Source organism: Pseudomonas sp. YA1 (assembly GCF_058680555.1).
On record NZ_JBZWBG010000021.1, the window covers coordinates 83919 to 103714 of the forward strand.

A 19796-nucleotide genomic window follows, 5' to 3' on the forward strand; every position below is an offset into this window, starting at 1 on the left:
GGGCGCCGACATGTCCGGAGCCCTGCCGCCGCTGTTCGAGCGCCTCAGCGCCGAGGCCGACGAACGTCCCGCGTTCGACGACCGGGCGCTGGCCGAGTCGGTCCGCGGCGAGCTGCTGCGCCTGCTCAACACACGGCGCCCGGCGCATGCGCGCAGCGGCATCCTCGCCTACGGGCTCGCCGACTGGACCGCCGTGCAACGCCTGCGCGCCGAGGACCGGCGCCAGCTGGCACGCGAGGTGCGGGCGGCGGTCGAGCATTTCGAGCCGCGCCTGCAACTGGCCGAGGTCGAGGTCGAACCTGACCCGGACAATCCGCAGCGCCTGCGTATCCAGCTCGGTGGCCGCCTGCGCAGCGGGTCGCGCCTGATGCCTGCGCTATTCGTCATCGAACAGGGCAACGATGGCCTCGAGGTGCGCCATGAGCGATTCGATTGATGCCGACCTGCTCGACTACTACCAGCGCGAGCTGACCTGGCTGCGGCATGCCGGCGGCGCCTTCGCCGAGCGCTATCCGAAGGTCGCCCGGCGCCTGCAACTGGCCCCCGGCGAATGCCCCGACCCGCACGTCGAGCGTCTGCTGGAAGGCTTCTCGCTGCTCACCGCGCGCCTGCAACGGCGCCTCGACGACGACTACGCGGAGTTCAGCGACGCCCTCCTCGAACAGCTCTACCCCCTGGCGCTGCGCCCGCTGCCGTCCTGCGCGATCGTCCAGTTCGAACCGGACCCGACCCAGGGCAACCTCGCCGAGGGCTACCGGCTGCCGCGCGATACCGCACTGTTCGTCACCACCCGCGGCGGCGACAGCGTGCATTTCCGCAGCAGCGCCGAGGCGACCCTGTGGCCGCTGGCGATCGACGAAGCGACCCTGCTCGGCGGCGAGGAGGCGCAAGCCCTGACCGGAGTCGGCGCCGCCCGCTCGGCGTTGCGCCTGAGCCTGCGCTGCCTGGGCGAGTACCGCTGGGACGAACTGTCGATCGAGCGCCTGCGCATCCACCTGGCGGCTTCGCCGATGGGCTGCGCGACCCTCTACGACCTGCTCGCCGCGCATGCCGTGCAGGTCATGGCGGGGGCGCCCGGCACGCCGCCGGCGGCGCTCTGCGGACTGCCGGAGATCGTCGGCTTCGCCGCCGACGAGGCGCTGCTGCCGGAGGAAGACGGCGGACATCCGGGCCTGCGCCTGCTCGCCGAGTACTTCGCCTTCCCCGACAAGTTCCACTTCTTCGACCTGCCGCTGTCCGGCGCACTCGCCGACGGACAGACGCTCTACCTGTACCTGGTCTTCGATCGCGCACCGACGGCACGCCTGCATTTGCAGGCGGAAGACTTCCAGCTCGGCTGCGCGCCGGCGATCAACCTCTTTCCGCGGACCTCGGAGCCGCTGCGCCCGGACGGCACCCGCAGCGAGTACCGCCTGGTCGCCGACAGTCACCGCGAGAACAGCGTGGAAATCCATAGCATCCGCGCCGTGCGCTCGGTTGCCGGGAGCACCGTGCAGCCAGTCCCGGCCTACTATGGCTGCCGCCACGACAGCCACCTCGGCACGCTCTACTGGCACGCCCGGCGCATCGCCGGGCTGACCCCGAACCGGCTGGGCAGCGACCTGCTGCTGAGCCTGGTGGATACCGGCTTCGACCCGTTGCGCGAGGCCCCGGCCTTCAGCCTGACCGCCGAGCTGCTATGCACCAATCGCTATCTGGCCGAGCGCCTGGGTGCCGGCACCGCGCTGGGCTTCGAACGGCCCGGGCCGGTCGCCGCCGCACGCCTGCGCAACGCGCCCAGCGCGCAGAGCCAGCCGCGCCTGGACGGCCAGTCGCGCTGGAGACTGGTCTCGCAGCTGACCCTCAACCACCTGTCGCTGGTGGAGGGCCCGCGCGCCCTCGAAGCCCTGCGGGAAATCCTCGCCCTGCACAACCTGCGCGACGACGCCAGCGCCCGCCGGCAGATAGAAGGCCTGCGGCAACTCGACTGCCAGCGGGTGGTGGCGCACGTCGGCGAGGATGCCTGGCGCGGCTGGCGCAATGGCCTGGAAATCCGCCTGCGACTCGATCCGCAACACTTCGTCGGCGCCAGCGGCGTGCTGTTCTCCGCCGTGCTGGCGCAGTTCTTCTCGCTGTATGCCACCGCCAACCGCTTCGTGCGCACGGTGCTGGTGGAAGCCGACAAGGAGGTGAAGACATGGCAACCCCAGGCCGGCTCGCCGCTCTCCCTCTGAGCCAACGGCTGCGCCGCACGCCGCAGCGCTTCGAACTGTTGCAGGCGCTGCTGCTGCTCGAACGCGAGCGTCCCCAGGCGTTGCCGCTGGGCACCGGCAACGCGCCGCGGGCGGAGGCCCTGCGCCTGCGCGGGCCGCTGCTGCCGCTGTTCGCCTCGAGCGAGGTGGAAAGCCTGCTCGACGACCCGCAGCAACCGGTGCTGTCCACCCCGGTGTTCGGCCTCGGCGGCCCCGACGGCCCGTTGCCCTATGCCTACCAGGAATGGCTGCAACAGCGTGCCCGGCAGAAGGACCATGCCCCCGCCGAGTTCCTCGACCTGTTCCAGCACCGCCTGCTCAGCCTGCTCTACCGGGTGCTGCGCAAGCATCGCGTGGCGCTCGGTTTCGCGGTGCCGGCGGCGACCCCGGTGCAGGCGCAGCTACGCGCCCTCAGCGGCCTGTTGCCGAAGGCCCTGCAAGAGCGCCTGGCGCTGCCGGACAGCGCGGTGCTGGCACGCACCGCGCTGTTCGCCGGCGGGCGTCGCTCCCTGGCCGGCTTCGCCGGCCTGGTGCGCCAGCACTTCGGCGTGGAGGCACGGCTGGATGCCTACCAGGGCGCCTGGAAGGAAATCCCCGCGGCCAGCCGCAGCCGGCTGCAACGCGGCGGGCGCAACCTGCGCCTGGGCCGCGACGCCATAGCCGGCACGCGCACCTGGGACGAACACGCCGGCATCGCCCTCAGCCTCGGTCCGCTGGATGCCCGCGAAGCCGCCCGCTTCTTCCCCGACGGCGACGCCCATGGCCAGTTGGCCAGCCTCGCCGCGCTGTACTTCGGCCCCGACCTGGATTGTCGCCTGAGCCTGCTGGTGAGCGGCGGCGCGCCGCTGCGCCTGGAGCGCGGTGCACCGCCCAGGCTGAGCTGGAACACCGGCCTGCGGCGCGTCGAAGACGGCCAGCGGCAGCGCATCGATCTCGACCTGCGGCAGCCGGAGGTAGCCTGAAATGGAACTCGCCGCCCTGATCGGCCGCCTCAACCCGGACTGTCGCCGCGCCCTGGAGCGCGCCGCGCAACGCTGCCTGCAACGCACCCATCATTACGTAGAGATCGAGCACCTGCTGCTGGAGCTGCTGGACATCGACGGCGGCGACTTCGCCTGCCTGCTGCCGCACTTCGGCCTGGAGCGCGACGCCCTGGTCGCCGAGATCAACCTGTCGCTGGAGCTGTTCAAGGCCGGCAATACCCGCACTCCGGCGCTGTCCGCGCACACCATCGGCCTGCTCGAGGACGCCGTGGTCCACGCCAGCGTGCTCGGCCAGGCGCAGATCCGTTCCGGCCTGCTGCTGCTCGCCCTGCTCGACCGCGAGGAGCGCCGCGCCCTGCTGCTGAACAGCGCGTCGTCGCTGCTGCGGATTCCCCACGAGGCCTTGCAGGCCAACCTGCTGGAGTGGATCCAGACCTCCCGCGAACAGCCGCCCGCGCCGAACCGCCCGGCGGCAGGCGGTGACAAGCCGGAAAGCGCCCCGGACCCGCTGCTCGACCAGTACACCCAGGACCTCACCGCCGAGGCCCGCGCCGGGCGCATCGACCCCATAGTCGGGCGCGACGGGGAGATCCGCCAGTGCGTCGACATCCTCCTGCGCCGGCGGCAGAACAACCCGATCCTGGTCGGCGCGCCGGGCGTCGGCAAGACCGCGGTGGTCGAGGGCCTGGCCCTGCGCATCGCCGCCGGCGAGGTGCCGCCGTCGTTGCAAGAGGTGATCCTGCGGGTGCTCGATCTCGGCCTGTTGCAGGCCGGCGCCAGCATGAAGGGCGAGTTCGAGCAGCGCCTCAAGGGCGTGATCGACGCCGTGCGCAACAGCGCGCAGCCGATCATCCTGTTCATCGACGAGGCGCACACGCTGATCGGCGCCGGCGGCGCGGAAGGCGGCAGCGACGCCGCCAACCTGCTCAAGCCGGCCCTGGCGCGCGGCGAGTTGCGCACCCTGGCGGCCACCACCTGGCTGGAATACAAGAAATACTTCGAGAAGGACCCGGCGCTGACCCGGCGCTTCCAGCTGGTCCAGGTCGAGGAGCCGGACGAGGCCACCGCCGTGGAGATGCTGCGCGGCGTCGCCGGCAAGCTGGAACTGCATCACGGCGTGCAGATCATGGACGCGGCCATCGTCGATGCGGTGAAGCTGTCGCACCGCTACATCTCCGGCCGCCAGTTACCGGACAAGGCGATCAGCGTGCTCGACACCGCCTGCGCGCGGGTCGCCCTCGGCCAGCACGACGTGCCGCCGCCGCTGGAAAGCCTGCGCCACCGCGAGCAGGCGCTGGAAGAGGAACTGCAACGCCTGCGCCGGGAACAGGCCACCGGCCTCGACCACAGCGCGCGTATCACCGCCCTGGAAAGCGAGTCGGGCGATAACCGCCGGACCATCCGCGAGCTGGAGACCCGCTGGGACGAGGAACGCGAAGCGGTGCGCGAACTGCTCGACACCCGCCGCGAATTGCTGGCCCTCAGCGAAAGCGCCGACGCGGCCAAACCCGACGAGGAACTGGACGGTCGCATCGACCACCTGGCCGCCGAACTGGCGCGCCTGGCGGCCGGCCTCGAAGCCATCCGCCAGGACGACCCGCTGGTTCCCGAGCAGGTGGACTCGCGTACCGTGGCCGCGGTGATCGCCGGCTGGACCGGCATCCCGGTGGGCAAGATGCTCGCCGACGAAGCCCACGCCATCCGTTCCCTGGCGCAACGAATGGGCCAGCGGGTGATGGGCCAGGAGGCCGCCCTGGGCGCCATCGCCCAGCGCATCCAGGCCTATCGCGCCGGACTCAGCGACCCGGCCAAGCCGGTCGGCGTATTCCTCCTGCCCGGCCCCACCGGCGTGGGCAAGACCGAGACCGCCTACGCCCTGGCCGACGCCCTCTACGGCGGCGAACGCAACCTGATCAGCATCAACCTCTCCGAGTACCAGGAGGCCCACACCGTCAGCCAGCTCAAGGGCGCCCCGCCCGGCTACGTCGGCTACGGCAGCGGCGGCGTGCTCACCGAAGCGGTGCGCCGCAAGCCCTATTCGGTGGTGCTGCTGGACGAGATCGAGAAAGCCCATCCGGACGTGCTGGAAGCCTTCTACAACGTGTTCGACAAGGGTGTGATGGAAGACGGCACCGGCCTGGTGGTGGACTTCAGGAACACCGTGATCCTCGCCACCAGCAACGTCGGCGCCGAACTGCTGCTGGACAGCCCGGCCGAACAGGTCGCCACCCCAGCCTTCGACGAGCGCCTGCGCAAAGTCCTGCTGCAAACCTTCCGCCCGGCGTTCCTCGCGCGCATGACCGTGGTGCCTTACCGGCCGCTGGAGGAAGCCACCCTGGAAGGCATCGTCGTGGCCAAGCTGGAAAAACTGCGGGAACGCTACAAGGCCGCTACCGGCAAACAGTTCGACTTCGACCCGGCCATCGTCAAGGCCGTGCTCGCCAAGTGCAGCGCGGCGGGCGCGCGGGATATCGAGAACGTGCTGATGGCGCAGGTGACGGGGAAGTTGGCGGAGTGGGTACTCGAATGAGCGTCCCGAGGCATCGCGGCATCCGCCCGTTTCCGATGGAGAACGTATCGGCTAGAGAACAGCGGACGAATTCATGAACTGGAACGATCTTTGCGGAATAAACACGGTAGCCGGAAAAGCCATAGACATCCCGACCCTGGTCGGTCCCGGCGTCGACCACGACCGACGTGGAAGGACCGGAATGCCCAACGGCGCGACGCTGACCGCCATGATGAACGCTGCCGACGCCCTACGTCTGACCGAGGCTCCGAGGACCAGGCGCGGTGGTGTGTCCGACGGTATTTCCTTCCACATCGCCCAATACGTGCCCGGTGGCGCGTCTCTGACCATCACCAGCCAGTTCGTCGGTCAGAAAGCCGGCTCCGCCGTGTGCTACGAGAACACACTGTTCAACGATGCCCTGGTCGGTCGCATCAACGCCATCGTTGGCAACATCATCGTGCGCCAGAGCGTCGCACCCTGTACGCGCTGCCGCGCCGGCTACCGCCAGCTCGCCCAGAACGGACCACGTACTATCGTCGTCTCCAGCGATGACGGCTACGACGGCGCCCCCGACAACACCATCTTCCTCTTCGCACCCACCGGGCTGGTGTTCTATCGACGCTGAACGCCCGCCGAACTGCCCCACCTTCGAGGACTGCCGTCATGCCCCGAACCATCGAATACTGGCGCCCCACGAACGGCCTGTATCATGCGACCCCGCCCGGAATCGCCGTGCTGACCCAGGACAGCGATTGGGAGGTGCTCAACGAAGCCACCGGCTTCTACGAGGAAAGCCCGTATCCCTCCGCCTTCAAGGGACAGGTGTATCGCGCGCTGAACTACATAAACGCTACGCCGACGGGCGCATCGCTGCTCTGGAACCTCTACACGACGAACAATTTCGTCGACATCACCCCCTCGTCGCTGGGCAACAATGTCCAGTCCACCAATCAGCCCATGGCGCTCAATCAGGTCGCCAGAGAAATCATCGTAGGAACCGGTCCCGGCCCCCAGACCCAGATCGCGCTCAATCAGACAGGCATCGCCCCGCAGGCGCAGACCCAGTGGCTGACCTATGTCATCAACAGTTCGCCGCATTGGGCCCTGGACGGCGTGCCGGGCAACGGTGGTGGCCTTTACGGCTATCTAGAGCGCGCCCGCCAGTATGCCAACCGCTGGATGCTGCTGTTCGACCACCGCTACTTCCGCTGGAGCGACAGCAATGAAGGCTATTTCAATGAGCAGAGCTACAGCGGACATTTCGGTATCTCCGCCCACAACATCGCCATCACCAACCACGAAGTGGCGGCCTGGCTTGCCGGACAGCCGCTACCCCACCGCCTCAGCGATGCCCAGCAGAACCATGCGCGGCTTGCGACCATAGTTGCCCTTAAGGACGTTTCGCCGCCTTCGGCTGGCTGTTCCGCCCATGTGAGATGGAACCCCACAGCGACCAACCCGCTGAACCGGATACGTCCTCCGGCAATCGGCCTGGCTCATGAGCTGCTGCATGCCTACTACAGTTGCCGAGGCGCACAACCCGGCTACGACGACAACCACTACTCCACGGTACTGTTCGAATACCGCTGCGTCGGCCTCGGCCCCTGGGACGAAGCACCATTATCGGAAAACGCCCTACGCAAGGAATGGTGGAGCTATGCCTGCCAGCAGGTGCCCGGAAGCGACCCAGAGAACAGGAAGGCCATCGGCAAACGCATCAGTTACATGTAGTCGTCGCCGCTGTCCCGACAGAAACGAGGGACCCAGATGCCCCGTCCCACCGATAGCACTACCAGCCTCTCCCTGACCGCCTCGGCGCTGGCAGCCCTGTTCCCGGAGCGTCTGGCCGGGGAAGAACGCCTGAACGCACTGCCCGGTTGGGAACTGCTGGGCTACAGCGCCAGCCCCTTAGCCCTCGACGGCGCAATCGCCACCCATCTCACCGCCACCCTGCACAACGACGCCGACCAGCGTCCGCTCGACGGCCTGGTCGCGGAGATCCGCCAACTCCCCGGCGATGCCAGCGCCGAGCGCTACCAGGTGCTGTTGCGCCCCTGGCTCTGGTGGCTGACGCTGGCCAGCAACAACCGGGTGTTCCAGAACCTCGCCACCAGCGACATCGTCACCCAGGTCTTCGACCAGCACGGCTTCAGCGACTACCAGTTGCAGCTCAGCGGCAGCTACCAGCCCCGCGAATACTGCGTGCAGTACGGCGAGAGCGACCTCGCCTTCGTCTCGCGGCTGCTGGAGGAAGACGGCATCTTCTGGTTCTTCACCCATGCCGCCGGCAAGCACACCCTGGTGCTGGCCGACAGCAACGACGCCTTCCCGCCGATTCCCAACGGCCCGCAAGTGGCCTACCTGGGCCAAGGAATCGGCGTGCGCGAGTTGCAGGGCGTGCGTTCGGCGCAGTACAGCCTCCAGGCGGTATCCGGGACCTACAGCGCCACCGACTACGAGTTCACCACCCCGAGCACCTCGCTGTACTCCCAAGCCGAGGCGGTCTCCGGCGCCGCCGGCGTCTACCAGCACCCCGGCGGCTACACCGCCAAGGCCCAGGGCGACAGCCTGACCAAGCAACGCATCGACGGCCTGCGCAGCCAGGAGACGCGCCTGATCGGCGAGAGCGACTGCCGCTGGCTGGTGCCCGGCCACTGGTTCACCCTCAGCGGGCATGACGACGATTCGCTGAATATCGACTGGGTGCTGACCTCGGTCACCCATGACGCCAGTCACGCGCACTACCGCAACCGCTTCGAGGCGATCCCCAAGGCCACCGCCTACCGCCCCGCGCGGGTCACGCCCAAGCCGCGCATGCACACCCAGACCGCCCTGGTGGTGGGCAAGGCCGGCGAGGAGATCTGGACCGACCAGTACGGCCGGATCAAGATCCAGTTCCCCTGGGACCGCGACGGCAAGAACGACGAGACCTCCTCCTGCTGGGTGCGCGTGGTGCTGCCCTGGAGCGGCAAGGGCTTCGGCATGCAGTTCGTGCCGCGCATCGGCCAGGAAGTGATCGTCACCTTCATCGACGGCGACCCGGACCGCCCGCTGGTCACCGGCTGCGTCTACAACGGCGACAACGCCCTGCCCTACGCGCTGCCGGACAACCAGACGCAGTCCGGGATCAAGACCAACTCGTCGAAGGGCGGCGGCGGTTTCAACGAGCTGCGTTTCGAGGACAAGAAGGACGCCGAGGAAGTCTTCCTCCAGGCGCAGAAGGACCTCAACGTCAACGTGCTCAACGACAGCACCGCCAGCATCGGCCACGACGAGACCCTGACGGTGCAGAACGCCCGCACCCGCACGGTGAAGGAAGGCGACGAGACCGTCACCCTGGAGAAAGGTAAGCGCAGCGTGACCATCCAGACCGGCAGCGACAGCCTGGATGTGAAGGACACGCGCACGGTGACGGTGGGCGCCGACCAGACCCACAGCACCGGCGGCAACTACAGCCACAAGGTCAGCGGCGACTTCGAGCTGACGGTGGACGGCAACCTGACCATCAAGGTCAGCGGCACCCTCGCCCTGCAGAGCGGCGGCAGCCTGACCCTGAAGAGCGACGCCGACCTCGCCGCCCAGGCCGGCACCTCGCTGACCAGCAAGGCCGGGACGTCGCTGACCAACCAGGCCGGCACCTCCCTCACCAACAAGGCCGGCACCAGCCTGACCAACGATGCCGGCGTCAGCCTGACCAACAAGGCCGGCGCCGAACAGACGGTGGACGGCGGCGGCATGCTGACCATCAAGGGCGGTCTGGTAAAGGTCAACTGAGGAGAAGCGCATGGCGGCATCCGGCAAGCTCGACCTGGTTCGTGGCGACAGCCATCTCGCCGGCAACCTGCTCGACGGCAGCCTGGAAGGTCCGTTGCGCATCGACGAGCACGACAGGCCGCAGGCCAGCCTCGGCTACCGGCAGGGCCAGTTGCACGGCGCCAGCACCCTGTTCCATCCCAACGGCAAGGTCTCCGCGCAACTCGCCTTCGTCGACGGCAAGCTGCACGGGCCGGCCAGTTTCCATGCCGCGGAAGGCTGGTTGCAGCGCAAGGCGCACTACCGCAACGGGCTGCTCCACGGCGAAGCGCTCACCTATTTCGCCAACGGCCAGGTGGCCGAGCGCGAGCATTACCGCGACGGCGTGCGCGACGGGGTCCACCAGCGCTTCCATGGCAATGGCCAACTGGCCTTCGACGGACGCTACCTGAACGGCCAGCTACTGGACGGCGCCCAGCCGTTCGCCGATGACGGCCGGCCGCTGGACAGCGAGGGCAGGCCCATGGCGCGCTGGCGCTGGTGGTGGATCAGGCTGGCGGAGCCCTAGGCGCGCATCGGCCAGGCGGCGCTCAGGGAATCAGCATCTGCACCTGTCCCGGCACGCTGATCTTGATCACCCCGCCCCAGGTGCAGATCAGCGTGCCGTTGGCGTCCAGCGCGGGCATCCCGCCCAGCAGCAAGGTCGGCGGACCGCCGGGGATCCACGGGCTGGCGGTGGCGGGAATGCACGGCATCGGCGTCAGTACGCCGAGGGCGGCGGCGGTGGCGGCGGCCACCACGGGGTTGGCCGGACTCTGGCAGAGGCCGAAGGTGGGAATGTTCAGCAGCGGGATGTGGTCCATGATGTTCGCCGCCGGCATCCCGCTGGTCAGGGTGCGGTTCTGCGGCAACACGTTGAGCACCGTCGGCGCCGCCCCGAAGCTGCATTGCAGGGTGGCGCCGGCGCAGACCTGCGGGCAGCCCATGCCGTCCTCCCGAGCGCGATGGCGTTGTAGCAGGATAGACCAGCCCATCGCGCTCGCCGTGGGGCTGGCTTGCTGTTTTTCTGACGAATGCCCGACATGCGTGTCGCCAGCGGCGCTAGAATTCCGCTGTCATGCGGGGCGGAGCCCCGCGACAGGGATCGACGAAAAAGGATTTTCGGCGGATCGAACGGTGCCCGCAGCGCCCTCGCCGGCCGGCCCGCGGCCGGTCGATGCAGGGGTTGCCGCACCCTGGCCGCCCCCAAGGACGGGACGACAATGCCTAGCACAAGAAGCCTCCCCGCACGGGTCATCGTCGCCGATGACTACCCCTTGTTCCGCGATGGCCTGAAACGGGTCGTTCGCCGCTACCTCCCGCGAGCCGCCGTGAGCGAAGCGGACAGCTTCGACGAGGTGCTGCGTCTGGCCTCGAGCGTCTCGCCGGAACCTCCCGCCCTCTTCCTCCTCGACCTGCTGCTCCCCGGCTTCGCCGCCTCCCAGTCCATCGAGCGCTTGCGTCGCGCCTATCGGCACAGCGCAATCGTCATCGTCTCGATGCTCGACGACCCGCGCCTGGTGGACGAGGTGCTGGCCGCCGGCGCCGACGGCTACCTCGGCAAATCCCTGGAGGCCGGGGAGATCGGCACGGCGTTGCAGACGCTCGGCAGCGGCGAACCGGTGGTGCGCCTGCGCGGCGGCGGGTCGAGCGCCGGCAGTCGGCAACGCGCCCTCCTGGACGCACTGACCCCACGGCAGCAAGCGGTACTGCGGCTGATCGCCGATGGCCTGTCGAACAAGGAAATCGGCCGCGCGCTGTCGATCTCGCCGTTCACCGTGCGCGTGCACGTTTCCTCGCTGCTGCGCGCCCTGGAAGTGAACACGCGGACGGCCGCCGCGGCGCTGGCGGCGAAGGCCGGCTTCTAGGCAGGCTCTACGCGACCGTACCCGGAGTTCCCGCGCAAGCATCCGAGAATGCCGAAACGAGAAGTCTGCCGCGATTTTCCGCGAAGTCTCCTCGCGGCGCTGAAGCCCGGCGCAGCGGACCAGTCCCATCCATGAGGGGCGCGCCTGCGCGCCGGCCTCACCGGGAGCGGCGACGCTCGTTTTCAGCAGAGGAACGGCACATGATCGACAGGGTGAAGCCGCTGATGGCGGCATGGGTTCTGATCTTCGCATCTTCTTCGTTCGCCGGCGAAACGGCGGGAAAATTGCCACGAAAGCCAGCTCTAGGGCCGGAAACCGCGGGGGCGACCCTGGTCATTCCCGGCGAGACCGACAGGCTCGCTTCGCTCTACGCCCGCGCACGGAGCGAAGGCGGCAAGGTGGTGCTCTGGGCCGGCGGCGACGCGCCGAACCAGATGGACTGGTTGAAGACGGCCTTCGAGAGCCGCTTTCCCGGCGTGATCCTGGACGTCACGGTGGACCTCTCCAAGTTCCACGACCTGCGCATCGACCAGGAACTCGCCGCCGGCACCCTGACGCCGGACGTGGCGATGCTGCAAACCACCTTCGATTTCGACAAATGGAAGGCCCGCGACGTGCTGCTGCGCTACAAGCCGGTCGGCTTCGCCCGGCAGAAGAAAGGCTACGCCGATCCCGACGGCGCCTATGTCACGGCCTACAACAACGCCTTCGTGCCGACCTACGCTTCCGTCCGGCTGCCAGCGGAGCACTATCCGACGCGCTTCGCCGATTACCTGAAGCCGGCCTTCAAGGGCAAGCTGGTGCTGACCTATCCCCATGACGACGATGCGGTGCTGTACGTCTACGACAAGCTGGAACGGCGCTACGGCAGCGGTTTCCTGCGCGCCCTGGCGGCGCAGAAGCCGAACTTCCTGCGCGGCACGGCGGCGCCGGCGGCCTCGGTGGGCACCGACTCCATCGGTTCGCTGGGCAACCTGACCGGCTATGCGACCGACAGCGATACGCCGGCCGGCTACTTCATCCCGACCGACGAGCCGTTCATCGTCTGGAACCAGCGCGCGGCGATCTTCAAGGCCGCCCGTCATCCGGCCACGGCCAAGCTGCTGCTGTCCTACCTGGGCTCGGCCGAGTTCCAGTCCAGCTACGGCGGCTGGCGCGCCCGCGCCGACGTCGGCGAAGCGCCTGGGCTGCCGCCACTGGAGTCGCTGAAGAACGTCGATGTGCACGATTTCACCCGCTGGATGGCCGATCGCCGACGGGTGGCCAGCCTGCGCAGGCACATGGCGGAAATCTTCGGCCCGGTACGCGGCGAGTCGCCGTTGCGCGACCCGGCGCTGATGAGCCTGCTGGGGCTGACGGCGAACGACATCGTCGCCCTGCCCGAACCGGACCTGCCGATCTACTGAACCGCCATGACGGCCTCGCGCACGGACGACGCGGGGTCGTCGATCCTGGAGAATTGCCAATCAGGTTTCGACGGCAAGCAGGCGGCCTGGAGCGGCTGGGAAGACGCCCACTTCTTATAAAATACTTTTAATAAACGATTTATCCTATTGATTAATAAGATAAATAAAATACTAGAATTCACTTTAAGTTGAGACGACAAGGCGGCGCATAACGCTACCCGTTGTCCGCCCTGGCCTCCGCTTGCCGCCTTCGCTGCGCAGGGCGAACGAGGCCACGCGCGTTATCCGCCGACAGGCCTCTGCCAGGGAGGGACGGCGGCACGGAAAACTCTTCCTCGACAACGACTTCCGCGTAGAACCTGATCCATCGCCTGCGCTCGCGCGAACTCACGCAGGCGACGATCAGGACCTAGGACCTAGGCCTTCCGCCACCCCTGCAACTGATTGCGGATCGGCAACTCGCGGATGCGCTTGCCGGTGGCGGCGAAGATCGCGTTGCACAGCGCCGGCGCTATCGGCGGCACGCCGGGCTCGCCGACCCCGCCCAACGGCAGGTCGCCATCCGGCTTGAGCAGATGCACCGACACCGCCTTGGGCGCCAGCGGCATGCGTGCCAGCTCGTACTGGTGGAAATTGTCCTGCTGGACCCTGCCATCCTTGAAGCTGATCTCGCCCAGCGCCGCCAGGCCCAGGCCCATCACGCAGGCGCCTTCGAGCTGCGAGCGGATGCGCTCGGGGTTGATCTGCGGACCGCAGTCGGCGGCGATGGTGGCCTTGTGCACCAGCAGCGCGCCGTCGTCCTTCACCTCCACCTCGATCACCACCGCCACGTAGGTGACGAAGCTGTAGTGCGCGGCGATTCCCCGCGCCCTGCCCCTGGGCAGCTCGCCGCCCCAGCCGGACTGGCGCGCCGCCTCCTCGATCACCCCGCGCAGGCGGCCGACATCGAGCGGGTAGCGCTCCGGCGACTCGCCGTAGTTCCAGCTGTCGCCGAGTTCGGCGGTGTCGATCCGCCGCGCCGGGCCGAGCAGCTTGAGCAGGTAGTCCTTCGGGTCCTGGCCGGCCTTCGCCGCCAGTTCGCCGACGAAGCTCTGGATGGCGAAGGCGTGGGGGATGTTGGAGACCGAGCGGAACCAGCCGACCCGGGTGTGCGCCGGGGCCTCGGGGTTCTCCAGGCGCACGTTGGGGATGGCGAACGGCAGGTTGGTCAGGCCCATGCCCAGCTCGAAGGCGCCCTGGTGCTTGCTGTCCGGGCCGAACAGTGCGGTGATGCTCGGCGCCACCGAGCGATGCAGCCAGGCCTGCGGCAGCCCGTCGGCGCCGAGCACGGCCTGCAGGCGCTCCACCGAGACCGTGTGGAAATAGGAGAAATGCAGGTCGTCCTCGCGGGTCCACTGCACGCGCAGGTGGCGACCGGGGAACGCCTTGGCCAGGATCGCCGCTTCCAGCACGAAGTCGGGCTTGGACTTGCGGCCGAAACCGCCGCCGAGCAGGGTCACGTTGACCGTGACCTTGTCGAACGGCAGTTTCAGGCGCTCGGCGATGCGCTCGCGAGTCACTTGCGGCGCCTGGGTCGGGGCCCAGACCTCGCAGGCGCCGTCCTTGTACCAGGCGGTGGAGACCGGCGGTTCCATCGGCGCCTGGGCCAGGTGCGGCAGGTAGTACTCGGCCTCGACGATATCCCCGCCCTTGGCGAACAGTGCCGCGGCATCGCCGCTGTCGCGCACCACCTTGCCCGGCTTGCGCGCGGCCTCTTCCAGTTGCTTGCGGTAGGCCACCGAGTCGTAGCCGCCGTTGACCCCGGCGTCCCACTCGACCACCAGTGCCTCGCGCCCCTTGATCGCCGCCCAGGTGTTCTGCGCCACCACGGCGACCCCGCCCAGCGGCTGGAACTCGGACGGGATCGGCCGGCCCTCGATCTCGATCACCTTGACCACCCCCGGCACCTTCAGCGCCGCGGCGGCGTCGTAGCGCTTGAGCTTGCCGCCGTAGACCGGCGGCCGGGCGACCACGGCGTAGAGCATGTCGTCGAAGCGCGCGTCGAAGCCGAAGCCGGCGCGGCCATTGACGATATCGGCGCCGTCGATGGCGCGCGCCACGTCCTTGCCGATGTAGCGGAACTGCTCGGGCTTCTTCAGCAGCAGCTTGTCGCGCGCCGGCACTTCGAGGCCCGCGGCGGCCTCGGCCAGTTCGCCGAAGGACAGCGAACGGCCGCTGGGCGCATGCAGCACCTTGTTCTGTTCGGCGCGGCACTCGCCCAGCGGAACCTTCCACTGGTTGGCCGCGGCCTGTTCGAGCATCTGTCGCGCCGCCGCGCCGCAGCGGCGCATGGGTTCGAACCAATGGCGCATGCTGCGCGAGCCATCGGTGTCCTGGTTGCCGTAGCGCGCTTCGTCGCCGGGCGCCTGGATCACCTTGACCCGGCTCCAGTCGGCCTCCAGCTCGTCGGCCACCACCATCGCCAGGCTGGTGCGCACGCCCTGGCCCATTTCCGAGCGGTTGCAGACGATGCCGACCGTGCCGTCCCGGTCGATGCTCACATAGATCTTCGGGTTGTCCACCCAGCCGTGGGGCATGGCGTCGGCGCCGAAGGCCTTCTTCTCGGCGGCCAGGGCGTCGCGCCAGCCCCAGTTGGCAGCCACCAGCAGCACGCCGGTGGCGCCGACGCCCTTGAGGAAACCGCGGCGGCTGAGATTGCCGATGACCAGATCGTCGGGGTACGAGCGCTTCATGCCTTGGCCTCCTGCAACTTGGCGGAGGCGTTGTGGATCGCCGTCTTGATCCGGTTGTAGGTGCCGCAGCGGCAGATGTTACCGGCCATGGCCGCCTCGATCTGCTCGTCGCTGGGCGCGGGGTTGCTCTTCAGCAACGCCGTGGCCGACATGATCTGCCCGCCCTGGCAGTAGCCGCACTGCGCCACGCCGATGTCCAGCCAGGCCTGCTGGACGACCTCGCCGACCTTGTCGGTGTGCAGGTGGTCGATGGTGGTGACCTTCCTGCCCTGCGCCAGGCTCACCGGCGTGATGCAGGAACGGGTGGCCTGGCCGTCGATATGGATGGTGCAGGAGCCGCACAGGCCCATGCCGCAGCCGAACTTGGTCCCGGTATAGCCGACGACGTCGCGGATGGCCCAGAGCAAGGGCATATCCTCGGTGACATCGAGCTGATGATCCTTGCCATTGAGGTTCAGGGTAATCATCGGTGCACGCCTTTTCTGGTTTCTGGTTATGGAGTCGCACGGCGACTGCGCCGCCCCCATGGGCGCGGCGAGTCTCTCATCGGACTGAAGGGAGATTATTGGCGAGAGGACTGCGGCGGATAACCTGGCAGAACTGAACGTATCGTTGAATGGAATTCAACGATACCCAAGCCGGGCGGAAATCGCCCGGGCGAGGCCGCGTTCCCGGTGGCCCGCTCCTCGCCGCTCGCCGGAAAAGCGAGCGGCTCGGCCAGGGGAAACGGCGTTAGCCGCGCCGCACACGCAGGCGCTCGGCGTGGTAGATCAACGGCCCATGCTGGTCCTCGGCACCGCTGGGGTCGTCCAGCAGCACGCCGGTGATGCGGCCCTGGCGGAACAGCAGGCGGATCGCCAGCAGGTTGGCCCTGGGGTCGCCCTTGAGATCATGGAGGGAACGCGGGGTGTCGGCATCCAGCTGACAAAACACCGATTCGAGCAAAACATCGGAAGGTTCTAACGCCATGCAGTCGTATCCGTCGAGAAGTACCGGTCACCTTGCCTTGCACTGGGTGCCGGTCAAAGCCCATCCCTGGAAAAACGCCTTTCCGCGAATTGAAACAATGCGCAACGATTTTCCTCGCGACGCAGTGTCGCCTACCGCCAGAGCCGTTGCCAAGAGCCGTACATCCCTGCGGCGCGCCCCTGCGACAACGTTGCAATACTTTCTTCACACGAGTTCCGCTACAAAGGTATCTCGCCGGAACCGAGGGTTCCTTTGTCCACCCACCCATAACCGAGAAAGCAAGCGGAGGCACCCATGAACCACACTGCATCGATCCCCGCCCTGCCCACGGCCTATGACCTGCTGAACACCCGCATCCAGCGCATCATCCACGCCCCGGCTGCGCAACAGGCCTGTCAGGCCTGCATTTCCCGATTGCCCGGCGAAGACGAGGGCGACTGGGCCCACCTGCTGGAAAGCTTCGACCGTTCCAACCAGTGGCTGCTCGACCCGCAGCGCGACGGCAGCATCGTCCTGCGCTGGAGTTCCGCCGCCTGATCCTGTTTGCCGCGCGGCCGTCGAGCCGCGCGGCTTGCGCTCTTCCCTCCCCTTCGCCGTTCGCGGCTATCGCGGATAGCTTCCCGGCAACAGGATGTCCCGGCCGACCTCGCGGATGTCGGTATGGCCGCAGAAGGCCATGGTCAGGTCCAGCTCACGAGCGATGATCTCCAGCGCCCGCGTCACTCCGGCCTGCCCCAGCGCGCCCAGCCCGTAGAGATAGGGACGGCCGATCATGGTCCCGCGCGCACCGAGGGCGATGGCCTTGAGCACGTCCTGCCCGGAACGGATGCCGCTGTCGAGCCAGACCTCGATGCGCTCGCCCACCGCCTCGACGATCGCCGGCAGCGCGCTGATGGTCGAGGGCGCACCGTCCAGCTGGCGTCCGCCATGGTTGCTGACGACCAGCGCATCGGCGCCGGAGTCGGCGGCAAGCCGCGCATCCTCGGCATCGAGAATGCCCTTGAGCACCAGCTTGCCGCCCCAGCGGCGTTTGATCCATTCGACGTCGCCCCAGTTCAGTCGCGGGTCGAACTGGCGAGCGGTCCACTCGGACAGCGAGCCCATGTCGTCGACGCCCTTGACGTGACCGACGATGTTGCCGAAACCGCGACGCCGGGTGCCGAGCATGCCCAGCGCCCAGCGCGGCTTGGTGGCGATGTTCAGCAGGTTGGCCAGGGTCGGCCGCGGCGGCGCCGAGAGACCGTTCTTCAGGTCCTTGTGGCGCTGGCCGATGATCTGCAGGTCGAGAGTCAGCACCAGCGCGTCGCAGCCGGCGGCCTTGGCGCGGTCGATCAGGCGTTCGATGAAATCGCGGTCGCGCATCACGTAGAGCTGGAACCAGAACGGCTGGCCGACTTCCGTGGCGATGTCCTCCAGGGAACAGATGCTCATGGTCGACAGGGTGTAGCGCACGCCGAACTCGGCGGCGGCGCGGGCGGCGAGGATCTCGCCGTCGGCATGCTGCATGCCGGCCAGCCCGGTGGGCGCGATGGCCACCGGCATGGCCATCTCCTGGCCGAGCATGCGGGTGCGCAGCGAGCGGTTCTCGATATTCCGCGCGACCCGCTGGCGCAGCTTGATCGCGGCGAAGTCGTCCTGGTTGGCGCGGTAGGTGCCTTCGCTCCAGGAACCGGAGTCGGCGTAGTCGTAGAACATCCGCGGCACGCGCTTGCGCGCCAGGCGGCGCAGGTCTTCGATATCGGTGATGACGCTCATGCAGTCCACTCCTTCGGGGGTGGCTGGATGGTAGAGCGCGACGTACCGCCGCAGGCGGAATAATTGTCGGCATCGGCGGAAGGAAATTCCGCCGTTTCAGTCGTCCGCCGCCGGAAGGAATTCCCTGCCCTGGACCACCGCCTCGCGGCAGATCGCCGCCAGCCAGGCGGCGAAACGCTGACTGGCCGGCGAGGCCTGGTGGCTGCGCAGGTGGTAATGGTGGGTCGGCGCCGAACGCAGCGGGAACAGCACCACCAGCCGCCCCTCGGCAAGCCAGGCGCGCGCCAGCGAGGGTCGCGCGAGGGCCACGCCCTGGCCGTTGGCGGCGGCTTCCAGGGTCATGCCCAAATCGAGCAGGCGCGGCCCGGCGCAGGGCTCCGGCCAGTCCAGCCCGGCCACGCGGAACCACGGCTGCCAGGGCTCCAGCGGCGAGCGCAGCAACGGCAGGCCGGCGAGCATGGCTGGCGTCCAGGGCCGCGGCAGGCCGAGCAGCAGCCCCGGCGCGGCCATCGGCAGCACGCGCTCCTCCAGCAGCCGCTCGCCGGCCGCCACGCCATGGCTGTCGCCGCGCACCTCGACGTCGGCCAGCGGCAGGTCCTGGCCGTCCGAAGGACTCGACAGGAGAATCTCCAGCTCGATTTCCGGACAGGCCTCGGCGAAGGACGCCAGGCGCGGAATCAGGATCTGCCGGGCGAAGGTCGGCGGCGTGCGCAGGGTCAGCCGCTGCTGGCGCTGGACCTGGCGACGATGCAGCGGAACCGCCGCGAGCTGGGCGAGGATCGGCGCGATCTGTTCGAGGTACTCGCGGCCGTGGGAGGTCAGCGCCAGCGAGCGGCCGTCGCGCTGCAACAGGCTCACCCCGAGCATCCCCTCGAGACCGGAAACCCGCTTGCTGGCGGCGCTGCCGGTGATCGACAGGAGTTCGGCGGCGCGCTCGAAGGTACCCAGCCGGGCAGCCGCTTCGAACGCCTGCAACGCTTCGATGGAAGGAAAACGGAAATCGTCGGGATTGAGCATGGGGCAGACTTTACCCGCTGCCCGAGATCAGGGATACCGCGTCAGAGCCGCTGCTCGTTGGCCGCGGCGCGGCGCTCGGGCGCCGCGGAACCGGCGGCACCGCCCCAGGAAACCTTGCCGGGGCTGTAGACATCCTGTTCGTCGAGGGTCACCAGGCCGCTTTCCACCAGGCGCCCGAGGACCTGGCGGATGCTCACCAGGGACAGCGGCGTACCGGTTTCGGAGAGACGCCGGTGCAAGGTGCGGATCGGCACCCGGCCCTGCTCCCCCGAGGCTTCCCAGAGCGCATCGATCACTTTCAGCCGGGCCAGGCTCATCTTCAGGCCGGCCTCCTTCAACATCTGTTTGACGGGCGAATGGGTCATCGTGACGCTCCTTTCGTGGACGAGTGGGTAGCGGGTCCCCGCCGAAGCCGAGCATCCCTGCTCGCTGCCTGCACGTGTTCCCTGGAACCGGGCGGCTATGGGCCGCCTCTATGGTTAAAGACGAACGAGCGCGGAAAAACCGTCAGTTTTTTTCCCATCAGATCTG

The 19796-nt window shown here is 68.3% G+C and carries 18 protein-coding genes; 11 read left to right on the forward strand and 7 right to left on the reverse strand.

Going from position 1 to position 19796, the window contains the following annotated elements; translation table 11 throughout:
• The first annotated feature begins 10 nt into the window (after positions 1-10).
• The 8 genes from tssE to AC4OR5_RS25730 all read left to right on the forward strand — a co-directional run bounded on the left by tssE (position 11) and on the right by AC4OR5_RS25730 (position 10047).
• A complete protein-coding gene (gene tssE / locus AC4OR5_RS25695) occupies positions 11-436 on the forward strand; it encodes a type VI secretion system baseplate subunit TssE (protein ID WP_009316132.1) in 426 nt (141 codons plus the stop codon).
• Entirely contained in the window at positions 420-2213 is a 1794-nt protein-coding gene (tssF, locus tag AC4OR5_RS25700) for a type VI secretion system baseplate subunit TssF (protein ID WP_058159980.1), read from the forward strand. The genes tssE and tssF overlap by 17 nt, the downstream gene beginning before the upstream one ends.
• Positions 2177-3193: a type VI secretion system baseplate subunit TssG gene (gene tssG, locus AC4OR5_RS25705; protein ID WP_003114517.1), complete on the forward strand. Its 1017-nt coding sequence runs from the start codon at positions 2177-2179 to the stop codon at positions 3191-3193. The genes tssF and tssG overlap by 37 nt, the downstream gene beginning before the upstream one ends.
• A gap of 1 nt (position 3194) precedes the next feature.
• Positions 3195-5744, forward strand: a complete 2550-nt coding sequence (gene tssH, locus AC4OR5_RS25710; protein ID WP_058159979.1) for a type VI secretion system ATPase TssH — start codon at positions 3195-3197, stop codon at positions 5742-5744.
• A 73-nt stretch (positions 5745-5817) separates the two neighbouring features.
• Complete coding sequence (locus tag AC4OR5_RS25715; RefSeq protein ID WP_003124578.1) at positions 5818-6351, forward strand: hypothetical protein; 534 nt, start codon at positions 5818-5820, stop codon at positions 6349-6351.
• 38 nt (positions 6352-6389) lie between these two features.
• Positions 6390-7457 carry a type III secretion system effector protein gene (locus tag AC4OR5_RS25720; protein WP_003124577.1) on the forward strand — a complete coding sequence of 356 codons (1068 nt, stop codon included), beginning with the start codon at positions 6390-6392 and terminating at the stop codon, positions 7455-7457.
• A gap of 36 nt (positions 7458-7493) precedes the next feature.
• Entirely contained in the window at positions 7494-9500 is a 2007-nt protein-coding gene (locus AC4OR5_RS25725) for a type VI secretion system Vgr family protein (protein ID WP_031639367.1), read from the forward strand.
• A gap of 10 nt (positions 9501-9510) precedes the next feature.
• The gene (locus AC4OR5_RS25730; protein ID WP_034027298.1) at positions 9511-10047 is read left to right on the forward strand and encodes a toxin-antitoxin system YwqK family antitoxin; all 537 of its coding nucleotides are present in this window, start codon (positions 9511-9513) and stop codon (positions 10045-10047) included.
• 22 nt (positions 10048-10069) lie between these two features.
• Here the strand turns inward: AC4OR5_RS25730 and AC4OR5_RS25735 are convergent, their stop codons facing one another.
• Complete coding sequence (locus tag AC4OR5_RS25735; RefSeq protein ID WP_003089513.1) at positions 10070-10465, reverse strand: DUF4280 domain-containing protein; 396 nt, start codon at positions 10463-10465, stop codon at positions 10070-10072.
• Between the two features lie 276 nt (positions 10466-10741).
• Between AC4OR5_RS25735 and AC4OR5_RS25740 the strand changes: the two genes are divergently transcribed.
• Both AC4OR5_RS25740 and AC4OR5_RS25745 read left to right on the forward strand, forming a co-directional pair.
• A complete protein-coding gene (locus tag AC4OR5_RS25740) occupies positions 10742-11386 on the forward strand; it encodes a LuxR C-terminal-related transcriptional regulator (RefSeq protein ID WP_058159978.1) in 645 nt (214 codons plus the stop codon).
• Positions 11387-11586: 200 nt separating this feature from the next.
• On the forward strand, positions 11587-12792 hold the full coding sequence (locus AC4OR5_RS25745) for an ABC transporter substrate-binding protein (RefSeq protein ID WP_171960335.1): 1206 nt from the start codon (positions 11587-11589) through the stop codon (positions 12790-12792).
• A 416-nt stretch (positions 12793-13208) separates the two neighbouring features.
• Here AC4OR5_RS25745 and AC4OR5_RS25750 read toward each other — a convergent pair whose 3' ends face one another.
• The 3 genes from AC4OR5_RS25750 to AC4OR5_RS25760 form a co-directional block, all read right to left on the reverse strand.
• Positions 13209-15524 carry a xanthine dehydrogenase family protein molybdopterin-binding subunit gene (locus tag AC4OR5_RS25750; RefSeq protein ID WP_023108141.1) on the reverse strand — a complete coding sequence of 772 codons (2316 nt, stop codon included), beginning with the start codon at positions 15522-15524 and terminating at the stop codon, positions 13209-13211.
• Positions 15521-15991: a (2Fe-2S)-binding protein gene (locus tag AC4OR5_RS25755; RefSeq protein WP_003089521.1), complete on the reverse strand. Its 471-nt coding sequence runs from the start codon at positions 15989-15991 to the stop codon at positions 15521-15523. Before AC4OR5_RS25755 ends, AC4OR5_RS25750 begins: the two co-directional genes overlap by 4 nt.
• Before the next feature lie 265 nt (positions 15992-16256).
• Positions 16257-16493, reverse strand: a complete 237-nt coding sequence (locus tag AC4OR5_RS25760) for a hypothetical protein (RefSeq protein WP_003104944.1) — start codon at positions 16491-16493, stop codon at positions 16257-16259.
• A gap of 294 nt (positions 16494-16787) precedes the next feature.
• Between AC4OR5_RS25760 and AC4OR5_RS25765 the strand changes: the two genes are divergently transcribed.
• Positions 16788-17030 (forward strand): DUF1654 domain-containing protein, encoded by a 243-nt coding sequence (locus tag AC4OR5_RS25765; protein ID WP_003089526.1) that lies wholly within the window; start codon positions 16788-16790, stop codon positions 17028-17030.
• Positions 17031-17096: 66 nt separating this feature from the next.
• Here the strand turns inward: AC4OR5_RS25765 and lldA are convergent, their stop codons facing one another.
• The 3 genes from lldA to AC4OR5_RS25780 form a co-directional block, all read right to left on the reverse strand.
• Positions 17097-18248 carry an L-lactate dehydrogenase LldA gene (gene lldA, locus AC4OR5_RS25770; protein WP_003104946.1) on the reverse strand — a complete coding sequence of 384 codons (1152 nt, stop codon included), beginning with the start codon at positions 18246-18248 and terminating at the stop codon, positions 17097-17099.
• Between the two features lie 96 nt (positions 18249-18344).
• Positions 18345-19265 (reverse strand): LysR substrate-binding domain-containing protein, encoded by a 921-nt coding sequence (locus AC4OR5_RS25775; RefSeq protein WP_003114511.1) that lies wholly within the window; start codon positions 19263-19265, stop codon positions 18345-18347.
• Positions 19266-19306: 41 nt separating this feature from the next.
• Complete coding sequence (locus AC4OR5_RS25780; protein WP_022580995.1) at positions 19307-19630, reverse strand: transcriptional repressor; 324 nt, start codon at positions 19628-19630, stop codon at positions 19307-19309.
• Positions 19631-19796: the final 166 nt, after the last annotated feature.

Bases quoted from the DNA above. Each gene is read 5' to 3' on its own strand.
- tssE (WP_009316132.1), top strand. From the start codon at position 11: ATGTCCGGAGCCCTGCCGCCGCTGTTCGAGCGCCTCAGCGCCGAGGCC.
- tssF (WP_058159980.1), top strand. From the start codon at position 420: ATGAGCGATTCGATTGATGCCGACCTGCTCGACTACTACCAGCGCGAG.
- tssG (WP_003114517.1), top strand. From the start codon at position 2,177: ATGGCAACCCCAGGCCGGCTCGCCGCTCTCCCTCTGAGCCAACGGCTG.
- tssH (WP_058159979.1), top strand. From the start codon at position 3,195: ATGGAACTCGCCGCCCTGATCGGCCGCCTCAACCCGGACTGTCGCCGC.
- AC4OR5_RS25715 (WP_003124578.1), top strand. From the start codon at position 5,818: ATGAACTGGAACGATCTTTGCGGAATAAACACGGTAGCCGGAAAAGCC.
- AC4OR5_RS25720 (WP_003124577.1), top strand. From the start codon at position 6,390: ATGCCCCGAACCATCGAATACTGGCGCCCCACGAACGGCCTGTATCAT.
- AC4OR5_RS25725 (WP_031639367.1), top strand. From the start codon at position 7,494: ATGCCCCGTCCCACCGATAGCACTACCAGCCTCTCCCTGACCGCCTCG.
- AC4OR5_RS25730 (WP_034027298.1), top strand. From the start codon at position 9,511: ATGGCGGCATCCGGCAAGCTCGACCTGGTTCGTGGCGACAGCCATCTC.
- AC4OR5_RS25735 (WP_003089513.1), bottom strand. From the start codon at position 10,465: ATGGGCTGCCCGCAGGTCTGCGCCGGCGCCACCCTGCAATGCAGCTTC.
- AC4OR5_RS25740 (WP_058159978.1), top strand. From the start codon at position 10,742: ATGCCTAGCACAAGAAGCCTCCCCGCACGGGTCATCGTCGCCGATGAC.
- AC4OR5_RS25745 (WP_171960335.1), top strand. From the start codon at position 11,587: ATGATCGACAGGGTGAAGCCGCTGATGGCGGCATGGGTTCTGATCTTC.
- AC4OR5_RS25750 (WP_023108141.1), bottom strand. From the start codon at position 15,524: ATGAAGCGCTCGTACCCCGACGATCTGGTCATCGGCAATCTCAGCCGC.
- AC4OR5_RS25755 (WP_003089521.1), bottom strand. From the start codon at position 15,991: ATGATTACCCTGAACCTCAATGGCAAGGATCATCAGCTCGATGTCACC.
- AC4OR5_RS25760 (WP_003104944.1), bottom strand. From the start codon at position 16,493: ATGGCGTTAGAACCTTCCGATGTTTTGCTCGAATCGGTGTTTTGTCAG.
- AC4OR5_RS25765 (WP_003089526.1), top strand. From the start codon at position 16,788: ATGAACCACACTGCATCGATCCCCGCCCTGCCCACGGCCTATGACCTG.
- lldA (WP_003104946.1), bottom strand. From the start codon at position 18,248: ATGAGCGTCATCACCGATATCGAAGACCTGCGCCGCCTGGCGCGCAAG.
- AC4OR5_RS25775 (WP_003114511.1), bottom strand. From the start codon at position 19,265: ATGCTCAATCCCGACGATTTCCGTTTTCCTTCCATCGAAGCGTTGCAG.
- AC4OR5_RS25780 (WP_022580995.1), bottom strand. From the start codon at position 19,630: ATGACCCATTCGCCCGTCAAACAGATGTTGAAGGAGGCCGGCCTGAAG.